This is a genomic window from Terriglobales bacterium (assembly GCA_035454605.1).
Classification (GTDB): Bacteria; Acidobacteriota; Terriglobia; order Terriglobales; family Acidobacteriaceae; genus DATMAB01.
Genome location: DATIGQ010000127.1, coordinates 1 through 13,425 on the forward strand (window position 1 = coordinate 1; position 13,425 = coordinate 13,425).

At 64.3% G+C, this 13,425-nt stretch carries 12 protein-coding genes; 5 read left to right on the top strand and 7 right to left on the bottom strand.

Annotated elements, in window-relative coordinates; all coding sequences use genetic code 11:
- Positions 1–162 precede the first annotated feature (162 nt).
- From ndk to sucC, 3 genes are all read right to left on the bottom strand, one after another.
- Positions 163–588, bottom strand: a complete 426-nt coding sequence (ndk, locus tag VLE48_08905; GenBank protein ID HSA93114.1) for a nucleoside-diphosphate kinase — start codon at positions 586–588, stop codon at positions 163–165.
- Positions 589–666: 78 nt separating this feature from the next.
- Positions 667–1,551, bottom strand: coding sequence for a succinate--CoA ligase subunit alpha (gene sucD, locus VLE48_08910; protein HSA93115.1), 885 nt, complete (start codon positions 1,549–1,551; stop codon positions 667–669).
- Positions 1,552–1,588: 37 nt separating this feature from the next.
- On the bottom strand, positions 1,589–2,761 hold the full coding sequence (gene sucC / locus VLE48_08915) for an ADP-forming succinate--CoA ligase subunit beta (protein ID HSA93116.1): 1,173 nt from the start codon (positions 2,759–2,761) through the stop codon (positions 1,589–1,591).
- A 220-nt stretch (positions 2,762–2,981) separates the two neighbouring features.
- Between sucC and VLE48_08920 the strand changes: the two genes are divergently transcribed.
- Genes VLE48_08920 through VLE48_08930 form a run of 3 tightly spaced genes read left to right on the top strand, consistent with a single transcriptional unit; the run spans position 2,982 to position 4,697 of the window.
- A complete protein-coding gene (locus tag VLE48_08920; GenBank protein ID HSA93117.1) occupies positions 2,982–3,359 on the top strand; it encodes a PadR family transcriptional regulator in 378 nt (125 codons plus the stop codon).
- Positions 3,356–3,964, top strand: a complete 609-nt coding sequence (locus tag VLE48_08925) for a hypothetical protein (GenBank protein ID HSA93118.1) — start codon at positions 3,356–3,358, stop codon at positions 3,962–3,964. The genes VLE48_08920 and VLE48_08925 overlap by 4 nt, the downstream gene beginning before the upstream one ends.
- 19 nt (positions 3,965–3,983) lie before the next feature.
- Positions 3,984–4,697, top strand: a complete 714-nt coding sequence (locus tag VLE48_08930; GenBank protein HSA93119.1) for a type II CAAX endopeptidase family protein — start codon at positions 3,984–3,986, stop codon at positions 4,695–4,697.
- Between the two features lie 84 nt (positions 4,698–4,781).
- Here the strand turns inward: VLE48_08930 and VLE48_08935 are convergent, their stop codons facing one another.
- On the bottom strand, positions 4,782–6,971 hold the full coding sequence (locus VLE48_08935) for a protein kinase (GenBank protein ID HSA93120.1): 2,190 nt from the start codon (positions 6,969–6,971) through the stop codon (positions 4,782–4,784).
- Positions 6,972–7,097: 126 nt separating this feature from the next.
- The gene (locus VLE48_08940; protein ID HSA93121.1) at positions 7,098–8,072 is read right to left on the bottom strand and encodes a CsgG/HfaB family protein; all 975 of its coding nucleotides are present in this window, start codon (positions 8,070–8,072) and stop codon (positions 7,098–7,100) included.
- 201 nt (positions 8,073–8,273) lie between these two features.
- On the opposite strand from VLE48_08940, the gene trpD reads away from it, so the two are divergent.
- Both trpD and VLE48_08950 read left to right on the top strand, forming a co-directional pair.
- Complete coding sequence (trpD, locus tag VLE48_08945) at positions 8,274–9,365, top strand: anthranilate phosphoribosyltransferase (GenBank protein HSA93122.1); 1,092 nt, start codon at positions 8,274–8,276, stop codon at positions 9,363–9,365.
- 93 nt (positions 9,366–9,458) lie between these two features.
- A complete protein-coding gene (locus tag VLE48_08950) occupies positions 9,459–10,106 on the top strand; it encodes an SIMPL domain-containing protein (protein ID HSA93123.1) in 648 nt (215 codons plus the stop codon).
- Between the two features lie 136 nt (positions 10,107–10,242).
- On the opposite strand, the gene VLE48_08955 is transcribed toward VLE48_08950, so the two are convergent.
- The gene (locus VLE48_08955; GenBank protein ID HSA93124.1) at positions 10,243–11,670 is read right to left on the bottom strand and encodes an MBL fold metallo-hydrolase; all 1,428 of its coding nucleotides are present in this window, start codon (positions 11,668–11,670) and stop codon (positions 10,243–10,245) included.
- A gap of 35 nt (positions 11,671–11,705) precedes the next feature.
- A partial coding sequence (locus tag VLE48_08960; protein ID HSA93125.1) for a hypothetical protein occupies positions 11,706–13,425 on the bottom strand: 1,720 nt, incomplete at its 5' end.

The following is a 13,425-nucleotide window of genomic DNA, read 5'->3' on the forward strand; positions in this document are numbered from 1 at the left end:
CGCGTCGCTCCGGCCTCTTCCACCAGCGCGTCGGTCACCCGCTTCACCAGCTTGCGCTTCTGTTCCAGCGTGCGGCCCTTCAGGAACGTGATCTCAACGTGCGGCATCGTCTTCTCTCTTGCCTCTTCCGTGTGAACGCGTGTTCATCCGTGGCCGAGGCTCTTACCGCGCCAGCTCGTACCCCGCGAAGAAGTAGCTGAGTTCGAAGCGCGCCGTCTCTTCGGCGTCCGAGCCGTGGATGGCGTTGTGTTCGATGTTCGCCGCCCACTTCTTGCGGATGGTGCCCTCCTTGGCGTTGGCCGGGTTGGTGGCTCCCATGACTTCGCGCAGCTCGGCGATGGCGTTCTCCTTCTCCAGCGCCAGCACCACAATGGGTCCACTCGACATGAATGTGGTCAGCGAATCGTAGAAGGGCTTGCCCGCGTGCACGGCGTAGAAACCCTCGGCCTGCTCCTTGGTGATCTCGATCATCTTCATGCCGATGATGCGGAAGCCTTTGCCCGCCAGCGTGCTCAGGATGTCGCCGATGGCGTTCTTGCCCACGGCGTCGGGCTTGATGATGGACAGCGTGCGTTCGAGCGTCTTCATGCAGTCGGCTAACCTCTTGGCCTGGATGGATTACATCCTACAGCTATATCTAATTGTTCCACGTGGAACAATCTGCAACTAGCGGCGCGCCCCGGCGCCCATTGCCTCCGCCACCACCTGGCCGATGTCGGCGGGGGAGCGGGCTACACGGATGCCCGCCGCCTCCAGCGCCTTCATCTTCTCCGCTGCCGTGCCGTGGCCGCCGGAGATGATGGCGCCGGCATGGCCCATACGGCGGCCGGGCGGCGCGGTCTGCCCGGCGATGAACGACACCACCGGCTTCTTCACCCGCTGGCGGACGAACTCGGCGGCTTGCTCCTCGGCATTGCCGCCGATCTCGCCGATCATCACGATGGCCTCGGTCTGCGGGTCGTCGTTGAACAAGCCGAGCGCATCCACGAAGTTGGTGCCGATGATGGGATCGCCGCCAATGCCGATGGCGGTGGACTGCCCGATGCCGCGCAGCGTGAGCTGGTGGACGGCCTCGTAGGTCAGCGTGCCGGAGCGCGAGACGATTCCGACGGACCCTTCGCGATGGATGTGTCCCGGCATGATGCCGATCTTGCATTTGCCGGGCGAGATGATGCCCGGGCAGTTGGGGCCGATGAGCCGCGAGCGCCGCGTCTTGAGGAAGTCCCAGGCGCGCACCATGTCGAGCGTGGGAATGCCCTCGGTGATGCAGACGATGAGCGGCAACCCGGCGTCGGCCGCTTCCATGATGGCGTCGGCGGCGAATGGTGGAGGCACGAAGATAACGGTGACATTGGCCCCGGTCTTCGCCACCGCCTCGGCCACGGTGTTGAACACCGGCCATCCCTCGTGCGTCGCGCCCCCTTTGCCCGGCGTCACGCCACCCACGACCTGCGTGCCGTAAGCGGCGCAGGCTTTGGCGTGGAACGTGCCCTCGCGGCCGGTGAGGCCCTGCACGATCAGCCGTGTCGATTTGTCGACCAGGATGCTCACGCGCTTTCCGCTATCCGCTCTCCGAAAAATCCGTAGGCTACGCTCGTGCGGCCGCGACCACTTTCTCTGCGGCATCTTTCATGGTTTCGGCCACGATGAAATTCAGGCCGGACTGCTGCAGGATCTTGCGGCCCTCCTCGACGTTGGTGCCTTCGAGCCGCAGCACCACGGGCAAGGCGATCCTGGTTTTTTTCGCGGCTTCGACCACGCCGTGGGCCAGCGTATCCACGCGCAGGATGCCGCCGAAAATGTTGATGAGCACGGCGCGCACATTCTTGTCACTCAACAGGATCTCGAAGGCATGGGTGACCTGCTCGGCATTGGCGCCGCCGCCTACGTCGAGAAAGTTGGCGGGCGCGCCGCCGGCGTACTTGATGATGTCCATGGTGGACATGGCGAGGCCCGCGCCGTTCACCATGCAGCCCACGTTGCCATCGAGCTTGATGTAGTTCAGGCCGTACTTGGAAGCTTCAACCTCGAGCGGGTCTTCCTCATCGGTGTCGCGCAGTTCCTTCAGGTCCTTGTGGCGGAACAGAGCGTTGTCGTCGAAGTTGAACTTGGCGTCGAGCGCGAGCAGGCGACCATCCTTCGTGGTGACGAAGGGATTGATTTCTGCGAGCGAAGCGTCGGTGGCTTCGAAGGCGCGCCACAGGCCGGTGAGGAAGCGCACGGCATCGTTGAGTTGCTCGGGCTTCAAGCCGAGGCCGAAGGCCAGGCGCCGCGCCTGGAAAGCCTGCAGGCCCATGCCGGTATCGATGTGCTCTTTGAGGATGGCGTCGGGATTGGTAGCCGCGACCTGCTCGATCTCCATGCCGCCGGAAGCCGAAGCCATGAACACGGGACGCGCCGCGGCGCGATCGATCACGATGCCGAGGTAGAGCTCACGCTCGATGGGCAGGGTCTCTTCGATGAGCAGGCGCTTGACGATGCGGCCCTCGGGCCCGGTCTGATGCGTGACCAGGCGCATGCCGAGGATGCGGCCCGCGACCTCGGCGGCTTCTTCGGCTGAATGCGCTACTTTGACGCCGCCACCCTTACCGCGCCCACCGGCGTGAATCTGGGCTTTGACCACGACCGCCTGGGCGCCGGCGGCCATCAGGTTCTTGGCGGCGACGAAGGCTTCATCCTGGGTGACGGCAACCTCGCCGCGCGGCACGGCCACGCCGAACTTCGCGAGGATTGCCTTGCCCTGGTACTCGTGGATTTTCATGGATGCGAATGGGTGGAACGCGCGCACAGGCCGCGTGTCACGGGCTGCGCGAAAACATTGATTGTAAAGGGACATGGAGGGAATGGGCAAACTCGTCACCCGTCGGGAGTGACCCAGGTACGCGCCCAACCGCGGGGCGCGAACGTGGGGCACCGCCCTGAATCTTTGCAGTGCAACTAACACTTGACAACATGATACATCGTATTGCATAGTATCGCGCATGGCGGCTGCCGAACGTGCCGGCGCGGATGCAACCGAGAAGTGGGAGGTACAACTGCGCAAGGGGTGCCTGGAGTTGGCCATCCTAGCCAGTCTCTGGGAGGGCAAGCTCTACGGTTTGGAGATTCTGCGACGACTGGAAGACGGTTCGGGCCTGGTGGTGGCCGAAGGCACGGTGTATCCCCTGCTCAGCCGACTGAAGGCGGAAGGATTGCTTGATTCCGAATGGGTGGAAGCGGAAGCGGGGCATCCCCGTAAGTATTACCGGCTGACGCCCTTCGGTAAGAAACGGGCGGTGGAAATGGCGCGCGTGTGGTCGGAATTCGCGGGGAGCGTAGAAGACTTGGTGGCGCCGCTCCGGAAAGGAGAACGGCGATGACGATTGCCCAGGCAGCGGCCCGGAGGGTCGAGAGCTACCTGAACGAGGTGCGCGCGGGACTGCGCGGCATTCCGAACGCTCAGGCTTTAGAAATCGTGGAAGAGCTTCGCAGCCACATTCTGGACCGGGCGGCAACCAGCGGAGAAGTCACCGAGGCGGGCGTGGCAGCTGCGCTCGAACGGCTGGGGCGCCCGAAAGAAATTGCCGCGATGTACGTGGCGGAGAACATTGTGACCCGGGCGGAAAGGAGTTTTTCTCCGTGGCTGGTCCTGAAGGGACTCTTTCACTGGGCAGGAATCAGTGTGGCGGGCGTGTTCGTCTTCTTCACGTCGCTGACGGGATACGCGATCGCCGCGAGTTTCACGCTCAGCGCCCTGATGAAGCCCTTGGCGCCGGACCGTGTGGGACTGTGGGTGCGTGAAGACGTTTATTCACTCGTGGTGCTGGGCATAATCGATGCGCCTCATTCTGGAACGGAGCTCCTCGGGTGGTGGATTATTCCGGTGGGATTAATGGTTGGGATTGGCTTGTTCCTGCTGACATCGCAGTTCAGCTTGTGGAGCTTGCGCAAGTTCCAGCGAATGCGGGCCGGCAAACTGACCTAACCAAGGCAAAGGAACAGCTATGGAGCAACAAAGCGACACGGCGGGAAGGGGTGCGCCTGCGAACCGCCAGCTCTCGAAATGGTACTCCGAATCGCGCTGGCTGAGCGCCGCAGAATTCATCCTGGGCGCTCTGATCGTGATCGGCCACAACGTCTATCGGATCGTTCCCAACGAAGTACCCATTCTGTTCGTGCTGGGCCTGATCTCGCTGCGGCTGCGGAGCGGCGGGTGGAAGGCGGTGGGACTGGGACGTCCCGAATCCTGGCGGCGGGTGATCCTGATTGCTCTGGCGGCCGCCGCTTTGCGGATTCTGATGGGAGAGTTCGTAGTCGATCCGCTGACGGCGCGGTTGTGGCCTCCGGCGGTAGCGCCGGAAGGGAGTGAGGCCATCGCGGGCGACGTAAAGACCGCGCTGATGTGGCTAGGGATCGTCTGGACCTTTGCCGCGTTCGGGGAAGAGATTGCCTATCGCGGCTATCTGCTGACGCGCGCAGCGGATTTGGGCAAACGGTCGACGGCAGCCTATTGGACGGGCGTAGTCTTGGTGGCAGTACTGTTCGGCGTCGGACACTACTACAAGGGGCCTGCAGGCATGGTTGACTCCGGCGTGGCCGGACTGATTCTGGGCGCGGCTTACATGATTTCCGGGCGCAGCCTATGGGCGTGTGTGCTTGCCCACGGCTTCATCGACACGTTCGGCATCACCGTGCTGTTTCTCGGCTGGGATTCCTAAGAATTGAAATCGGCGGATCATTCGAGATCAGGGAATCATTGAAAAGCATCTCCGCCGACGCTGCCCGGTGCATCAGCCGGACGGCTAGCGGCCCAGGAAGCGCTCCAGCTTTTCGACCTGTTTCTCCGCGAGATCCAGGTTGCGCTTGGTGCCGTCGGCGTCCTTGTCCCGCATCGACGCCTTCGCCTCATCCAGCAGGTACTCCATGCTTTCCCTGGCGGCGGCCATGTCGCCACGCAGACCCAGGCCTGACGCTGCCTGCTGGCGCTGCAAGGTTTCCAGGCTGCTGCGCACGGCCGCGGCGCGGCTGGCCATCATGATCAATCTTTCCCGCTGCTCCTGCAGGGCGGCCGCGTCCTGAGGCGCTTCCGGTTGGGCAGAAGCCGAGGCGGCTTGGGCAAGCTGCTTCTTGGGCGCCGGAGCGGATGTGGATGGCGACGGAGCTGCGGAGGCGGGTTGCGAAGGCACGGCGGAAGCGGGCGACGCCGCAGAACCGCCATCCGTGGAAGCTGGAGCGGAGGTTGCGGTCGAAGTTCCTGACGAAGCCGGAGCCGCCTGTACCTGCGGGTTGTCCTGCTGGGTGGACGACCGCAAGTGGAGGAACTGGGTCGCTCCAAAGGCAATCAGAGCTACGGCCAGGATGCCTCCACCGCCGGCGGCGACCCAAACGGCGGTCCTGGGGCGACGGGCGAGGGCCTGCGGAGGCGCTTCCAAGATGGGGCCGCCGCGAGCCGGAACCAGGGCTCCACTGGGAGGCTGCAACTGGCCGCGAGCGACAATCGCGGTGCGCAGCTTGTGCGGCACCTCGGCGTTGCCGACTTCCTCAGTGTAGAAGTTCACGATGTGGACCTTGACGCCGTGCTTGACTTCGGCCTCGCCCAGATCGTGGAAATGCTCTTCCCAATCACTCAACTGGCCTAGAGTATCGGCCACGGTTTTGGAGACCAGAATGTGTCCGGCGTCGCCGCAGTCCATGACGCGCTGCGCCATATTGATGCCGCCGCCCGCCACGTTGCGGTTGGTGTTGATGTCGGCGATGCGGTACACCGGGCCGCTGTGGATGCCCATGCGCAGCTTCAGTTCCGGGTAGTCGCGGAGCGTGCGGGAAACCTGGATGGCGCACTGCACGGCCGCGGTAGGGTTCTGGAAGAAAACCAGGGCCATGCCGTCGCCGGTGGGCAATGACACCAACTGGTCGGCATCCGACGCCCGGCGGAACTCTTCGCTTTCGCGCACGATGGAGGCCAGCGTGGTGATGCGCTCGGTCTGGCGGTCCATGGGCAGGGTGGAGTAGGCCACAATGTCCATGAACAGCACGTACGCCATCTCCAGCGAGGACGAAGAAACGGGCTGCGACCCGGAGCGAGGCGTGGTGGATTTCGATCCCGAGGCTACGCGGCTGGGCGCGGCATCCACAGATCCCATGAGACGAGTGGCCTCGATGCTGGCGGGCTGGCTGCCGAGGTTCTGCAGCGCCTGCCGGAACGCCGCGGCGGTCTGGAAGCGGTCCTCGGGCTTCTTGGCCAGCGACTTCAGGATGACCCCGTTTAGCTCCGGCGAAATCGCGGGATTCTTCTCGCGCGGAGGAACCGGCGGATCGTTCAGGTGAGCGGAGAAGATGGCGTAATCGTGCTCGCCCTGGAAGGGCCGACTGCCGGTAGCAGCCTCGTACAGACTCACGCCCAGAGAATAGAGATCCGAGCGGGCATCCAGCGTGCCGCTGCCGGCCACCTGCTCCGGGGACATGTAATAGATGGAGCCCATGGTGGTGCCGGTCTTGGTGAGCGAGCGGTCGGCGCCGACCTTGGCCAGGCCGAAGTCGGTGAGCTTGATGACCCCGTCCTTGGTCAACATCATGTTGGCGGGCTTGATGTCGCGGTGGATGACCTTGCGCTCGTGCGCGTAGGCCAGCGCAGCGAGCGCCTGGCTCATGTAGTCGACGGCGGTGGCGGGCGACAAAGGACCAGACTCCAGGATGGCCTGCAGCGTCTTGCCTTCCACCAGCTCGATGATCATGACCAGTTGGTTCTCGACGCGCATGGCGGTGCGCAGAGCGGCGATGTTGGGATGCTCCAGGCTGGCCTGCACCTGGATCTCCCGCAGGAAGCGCTCGGACTGGTCGGCCGTGCCCAGCGATTCCTGCAACAAGACCTTCATCGCCTCAAAGCGGTTGGAGAGCACGTTGCGGACCTTGTACACGCGGCCCATGCCTCCAGCGCCCAGGACGCCTACGACTTCGTAATCGCCAACCGTCTCTCCGATCTTGAAGCTCATTCGATTTCCCCCGAGTCCTCAAGGTCCCTGGGGGTAGGCAAGGAGGACTCTCAAACCTTCTTCTTGGCGGCTCACGCCCTGCGAGCAGGTGATGGCCGGTTGCTACCAGCGGCGACTCGCGCCCGGCTAGGGAGTCTGGACCGAGTCGCCGACTTGGGCGGGACCGCTGCCCGTATACGTTCCGACTGCGGAAGACTCATCCACTTCCGTGACGGTGACCATGCCGACCTTGTCGGCGATCCGGCGGAGAACCTTGCCGGTCGATGGGTCCTTGACCTCACGAGTCACCCGGCGCACCTCGAGCTGATCCCCGACCTTTACGCCTGCCCTGCTGCCGACGTTCAGGATCAGGGTTCCGCCCGTCGCGTCCGCGACCAGCCCTTCCACCTTGACCACGTGGGTGGGCAGCTTGTCGGCTTCCTGGTCGAGCTGATGAGACACGGAATCGACCGCCTTGTGAACCGCTTCTCCCAGGATGGTGTTGGCGAAATTGCTGCTGGACATGTCAAAGGCGCCGGCGCCCGCACCACCCCATCCGCCTCCGGCCCCGATGAGCGAGGTGCCGCCGCGGGTGGACTCTCCTTTGCCTTCGGCGACCGCGAGGATCTCCGCCGTTTCGGTGCTGATGACGCGGGCATTGATGCCGACCACGGCCTTGGCTTCCTTCTTGGAAACTCCGCCCAAGCCGAATACCCTGCCGAAGCCTGCCCCGCCCACGTTGGTGTTCTTATCGTCCCGGCCGAACTGGGTGATGCTGCCGATGATCATGGCATCCACACCCAGAATGCGGGCCAGCTTGGCCGCGCTGCTGGGATCGGCGCGGTCGCTGTTGGAGAAGTTCTGTTCCGCCAGGATCTTGTCGAGCGCCTTGCGCTCGATCACGGAATAGGTCCCGCTCTTCACCAGGTTGTTGACCAGAATGTCCGCGATGCCCTTGCCGACGTCGACGTTGGTGCCGAAGATCGCCGCTACCCCACTCTGCACCGTGGCGTAGTCGAAGTCCATGACAGCCACCCGCTTCTTGGGCGGAGCGTTATTCTGCGCAGCGCAAACCGCCACCAGGGCCATCAAGACCAGTACCGTTTTGACACACCTACCCATGCCATCCTCCTAAGGGTTGTGCGGCACATGATAGCCCAAGTCGGGGCCGGGGCGAACCCCCCAATTGGCCTACCTTGTGCGTTCGAAGAGCCAGGCCCGGGTCGTCGGCGGGCGGATGAAGAGGCCCGCCCCTCGCTGGGAACCCGCCTGGAAAGCGATGAGATTTGAAGGCATGGCGGCGGTTAGGTTAACGTGCCGCCCATGCTCCAGGAGGCGACGGAACGAATCGGCCGGGGTGAGTCCCTTAGCCGGGCGGAAGCGCGCGCGCTGATGGCCGAGGTGCTGGCGGGCAGGGCGACTCCGGCGCAGCTCAAAACGCTCCTGGTGGGGCTGAGCGAAAGAGGCGAAACGGTGGAAGAAATCGTTGGATTCGCCGAGGCCATGCGAGCGGCTGCGGCGCCGCTGGAGCTCGCACCGAGGGCGCGGATCGCCGAACCGATCGGCGCCGACCTGGGCGACGAGATCGCGGGCGCACTGGAATCGGCCCCGTCCCATCTCAATCTCCTGGTAGACACCTGCGGCACGGGCGGCGATGCGGCAGGCACGTTCAATATCTCCACGGCGGCCGCACTGGTGACGGCGGGCGCGGGCGTTCGCGTGGCCAAGCACGGCAACCGCAGCATCAGCTCGCGCTGCGGCTCGGCGGACGTGATGGAAGCGCTGGGGGTGAAGCTGGAGCTTCCGGCGGAGCGCCTGGCGGCGTGCCTGCGCGAGATCGGGATCGCATTCCTCTACGCGCCCGCGCTGCACACGGCTATGAAGCACGTGCAGCCGGTGCGGCGCGAGCTGCGCATCCGCACCGTGTTCAACCTACTGGGGCCACTGACCAACCCGGCAGGCGCTGAGGCGCAGGTGGTGGGCGTCTATTCCCATGCGCTGGTGGAAAAACTGGCGGAGGCGCTGGCCATGCTCGGGCTGCGCCGGGCGCTGGTGGTGCACGGCAAGGACGGCCTGGACGAAATCACCATCACCGGGCCAACGCACGTGGCCGAAGTCGCGCGCGACCGGGTGCGGCGGTACGAAGTCACGCCGGAGGAGTTCGGATTGCCGCGGGCGCGACTGGAGGATATCGCGGGCGGAGATGCGGCGGATAACGCCCGCGTCATCCGCGAGATTCTAAGCGGAGAGAAATCGCCGCGGCGAGACGTGGTGCTGCTGAACGCGGCGGCGACGCTGATGGTGGCGGGGCGCGTGGGGACCATCCGTGAGGGATTGGCTGTGGCGGCGGAGGCGGTGGATTCGGGAAGAGCGAGGGGGAAGCTCGAGGAGTTGGCAAAATTCACGAATACCTAGACTCGAAAGGAGAAAGCTATGTGCGCACGACGGGCTCTGGGGATCCTGGTTTTCTGCATGTTGGCATCTCATCTGTTTGCGCAAGACATTCAGGTGAACCGCACCAACCGGACCGTTTCGGTGACGGCGACGGAATCAGTTGAGGTACCTGCTGAGTTGGCCATCGTCGAAATCGGATGTCAAAGCTTCGGCGAAACGCGGGAGGCCGTACTCGAAGACAATTTCCGCACTTCACAGCGAATCACTGAAGCCGTCGAGCGGGTTGGCGTTCCAAAGGCCAATATTCAGACGTCTAACTTGCGCCTCTCGCAGATATTCGAAAACGACAAGGTCTTAGAGCAGATCGCTAGGGGTCGCAGGTTTGTGGCAAACCAGGGATGGCAGGTTCAGGTATCTGCTGAGAGAGCGGATAGCGTAATCGAGGCAGCCACGCGGGCCGGAGCCAACGTGCTCGGCACGGTTCGCTGGACGGTTCGTGACCCGGCCGCGCTTGAAGGCAGAGCCGCAGCAGTTGCGATGATGCGGGTACGAAAGGTCGCGGAAGAGATGGCCGCGGGACTAGGAGGAAAGCTGGGTGAACTGATATACGCAAGCAATGAATTAGAAACTCGCTACGAAGTCGGAGGTGGCGTGTTTGCCGGAGAAGGACCGGGTGTCGGTCCAGAACAACGTAGTCTCCGACTGTTTCCGCAGAAAGTGTCGCGAAGGGCAAGTGTTCATGCGGTGTTCGCGCTACAGTGACCGACTAGGAATCTGAAGCATTCACGATCTCATCCTTGGCGAAGCGAAGGATCCTTCGCCCGCGGTGGCGGGCTCAGGATGACACCATTTGAGGGGTGCTAGCTCAATCGTCCAGTGTTGGCGAGGCACCACGCCATTACACGTCCACCTTCTGCATCCACTCGGCGATCTCGACCTTCCAGTGGAGAGAGGAGGCGATGGCGTCGCGCATGGCGGCGGAGGCGTCGGGCTCGCCGTGGACGAGGTAGGTGACGCCGGGCGGGCGCTTCAGGCTGGATAGCCACTCGAGCATTTCCGGGGTGTCGGCGTGGTCGCTGAACTGTTCCAGCGCCGCCACCTGGGCGCGGATGGGAATCTCTTCGCCGAAGATGCGAACGGAATCGGCGCCGGCCTTGATGGTGGCCCCACGCGTGCCCGGAGCCTGGAAGCCGACGAACAGCACCAGATTGCGCGGGTCGGGCAGGCGAATCGCCAGGTGATGCAGCACGCGGCCACCGGTGACCATGCCGCTGGAAGAAACGATGATCACGGGATAACGCGCCTCGTTGATCTTCTTGGACTCTTCGGCGGTGGAAGCGAAGTGGAAGCCCTCCCAGGCGAGCGGTGAGCCATAGCGGTCGATGAGCCGGCGCGTGGGCTCGGTGAATTCCTGCTCGTGCTCGACGAAGATCTTCATGGCCTGGATGGCCATAGGGCTGTCGGCGAAGACAGGCAGGCGCGGAATCTCGCCGGACTCCATCATGTCCTTGAGCAGGAAGATGAGTTTCTGCGTGCGCTCGACGGCGAATGCGGGGACGACCACGCTGCCGCCGCGCTTGGCGGTCGCCTGGATGAGGCGGGCGATTTCGGGGCGCGGGTCGGTGGCGGGATGGCGGCGGTTGCCGTAAGTGGATTCGATGACCATGACGTCGGCGCGCTCGATGTCGTCGGGGCCGGTGGAGATGACCTTGCCGGGGGCGATCTGGGTGTCGCGTACGCGGCCCACGTCTCCTGAGAACAAGAGCGTGCGCCGACCCTGCGGCGTCTCCAGCTTCACTTCCACCATGGCCGAACCCAGGATGTGGGCAGCCCGCAGATAGCGAAAACTGAACTCGGGCGCGAGGCGACGCTCTTCGCCGAAGTCCACCTGCTTGAGGTACGCCAGGCTCTCCAGCGCCTGCTGTTCGGTGTAGAGCGGCAAGGCGGGCGAGTGCTTGGAAGTCTTCTTACGGTTGGCGTACTCGGCTTCCTCTTCCTGCAAGTGGCCGGAGTCCGGCAGCAGCACGCCGCACAAGTCCACGGTGGGCGGCGTGGCAAAGATGGGTCCGCGAAATCCTTCCTGGATCAGGCGCGGCACCCAGCCGGCGTGGTCGATGTGGGCGTGCGTGAGGATGACCGCGTCAATGAGGCGGGCGGGGATGGGCGTGTCCTGCCAGTTCCGCACGCGCCACTGCTTGTGTCCCTGGAAGAGGCCGCAATCGATCAGCACCTGGAAGCCGCGCTTGCCGCCGTGATCGGCGGTGTTGATGAGGTGCTTGGACCCGGTCACGGTGCCGGCGGCGCCGAGAAACTGGATGTAGGGCATGGGTGAGTTCTCGGTTCTCAGTTCTCAGAAAGCGGCTATGGTAGCGCAATGGCGGCCAGGTTGTTGGTGCGGTCGGATTCGGGGACGCTGGAGTCGTTGACCAGGACGTCGCGGGGCTTGGTGGGCACGGTGATGCGGATGCTGGCCTTGTCGCGCGCAGGAACGCGCAAGCGCTCAGTGGTCTCGCCGCCTTCGGCGCGCAGGGTGACCGGAACTTCGGCGCCGGCGCCACCGAGGTTTTCCACCGTGACCGTCACCGAGTAGCCGCCGCCCACGATCGGGCGAGGATAGGTGGAGACGATCCGGAAGTCGGGCAGGCCGCGATCGCGGTAGACCCAGTCGTCGAAGAACCACTCCAGGTTCCGTCCCGCCTCCTTCTCCAGCAACTGCTGGAAGTAGGCGGTAGAGCGGTCGTTCTCGCCGCGATAGGCGTGCAGGGCGCGCTGCAAGGGAGCGTCGCCGAGCATGTCCCGCAGCATCCAGAAAACGTATGCGGCCTTCGTACGGTAAAAAATCTCGTCACTGGAAGTGATGAGCGAGGGCAGAGGGGCATCGCTGGGAAGCTGAGCCAACGCTTCTTCCGACTCCACCAGGAAGGGGAGCTGGCGCTCCAGGAATTCGAGCGCAGCGGCGCGGCGTCCCTGCTGCTGACGGAGGAGGGCTTGGGCGAAGTGCGCACCGCCCTCTTCGATCCAGGGCCGCGGCGAAGCCAGCGCGGCGTGCGCCATTTGATGCATCAGAGTCACTTCCAGGGACTCGCGCGACAAAGGCTTGAGCGGCGTGAACAAGACCGAGCCGCTCTCCCACGGAGCTACGTCAAGGGGCGTGGGCGGCGGCGGACGCGAGGAGGATTCCAGAGCGGCCTCGGCGAGCTCGACGATCTCAAAGCGGCGGCGGGGTTGGCCGAACCACTCCAGGGCAAGCGGCTGCAGGGCCTGGGCGGCGTCAATGTACTGTTGCGCGCCGCCTTCCCGTCCGGGCAGGTGGTATATGCGGATGACGGATTGCAGCAGCGCGCGGAAATCGCCAGCGGCGATGGTGGGCGGTGAAAGGCCAACGGGCTCGAACACGAAGTCGAAGCTGTGCGCCGCGGGATTCCCTCCGGCGGCACGGCCGTTCGTCACCACCTGCCAGGTGGAGTACGAAGGCACGTCGAGCGTGACGGTCAGGCGCATGGCGGAAGCGGCGTGGCGCTGCTTCCAGGCGTCCAGAGTGTCGAAAAAGTCCTCCGGCTCGGCCAGCGAGATGCTGGTGAGAGACACGGGATACCAAGTGACATAGCCCACACCACGCAGGCAGGTGAAGGCCTGGCTGATTCGGTCCCAGTCATTGCGCTTGGCATCCCGCTCGGGAGCTCCGGCCCGTGTGAGCCGTGTAGCGTCGAGCGGCACCGCGCCTTCATACGCGACCTCCAGCGTGACGCTGTTGCCCGGCGCGACCTCCTGCGGCAGCGTGACCAGGACTTCGGAAAGCGAGCCGGTGTGGTCGAGGTCGGAGATGTAGGGCTGCCCAACGTATTGCAGCGGCTTCCCTGCCGCAGTGACCGTCTTCCAGGCGAGTGCTGAGGATATCTGCAGTGCGGCTACGCGCTGCGGCACGGGGCCGTCGTTGCGCAAAGTCACGTTCGCAGTGGCAGCCAGGGTCTGTTGCGCAGGTGAGATGCGAGCCTTCAGTTCCCAGGCGGTGATGGTGAAGGCGGAACGGTCGAGGGCGGAAGATGAAAGAGCACCACCACAAAGAACACAAAGGACTGCC

Bases quoted from the DNA above. Each gene is read 5' to 3' on its own strand.
- VLE48_08955 (HSA93124.1), bottom strand. From the start codon at position 11,670: ATGCCCTACATCCAGTTTCTCGGCGCCGCCGGCACCGTGACCGGGTCC.
- VLE48_08925 (HSA93118.1), top strand. From the start codon at position 3,356: ATGACGATTGCCCAGGCAGCGGCCCGGAGGGTCGAGAGCTACCTGAAC.
- VLE48_08940 (HSA93121.1), bottom strand. From the start codon at position 8,072: ATGGGTAGGTGTGTCAAAACGGTACTGGTCTTGATGGCCCTGGTGGCG.
- VLE48_08920 (HSA93117.1), top strand. From the start codon at position 2,982: ATGGCGGCTGCCGAACGTGCCGGCGCGGATGCAACCGAGAAGTGGGAG.
- sucC (HSA93116.1), bottom strand. From the start codon at position 2,761: ATGAAAATCCACGAGTACCAGGGCAAGGCAATCCTCGCGAAGTTCGGC.
- ndk (HSA93114.1), bottom strand. From the start codon at position 588: ATGAAGACGCTCGAACGCACGCTGTCCATCATCAAGCCCGACGCCGTG.
- VLE48_08935 (HSA93120.1), bottom strand. From the start codon at position 6,971: ATGAGCTTCAAGATCGGAGAGACGGTTGGCGATTACGAAGTCGTAGGC.
- trpD (HSA93122.1), top strand. From the start codon at position 8,274: ATGCTCCAGGAGGCGACGGAACGAATCGGCCGGGGTGAGTCCCTTAGC.
- VLE48_08930 (HSA93119.1), top strand. From the start codon at position 3,984: ATGGAGCAACAAAGCGACACGGCGGGAAGGGGTGCGCCTGCGAACCGC.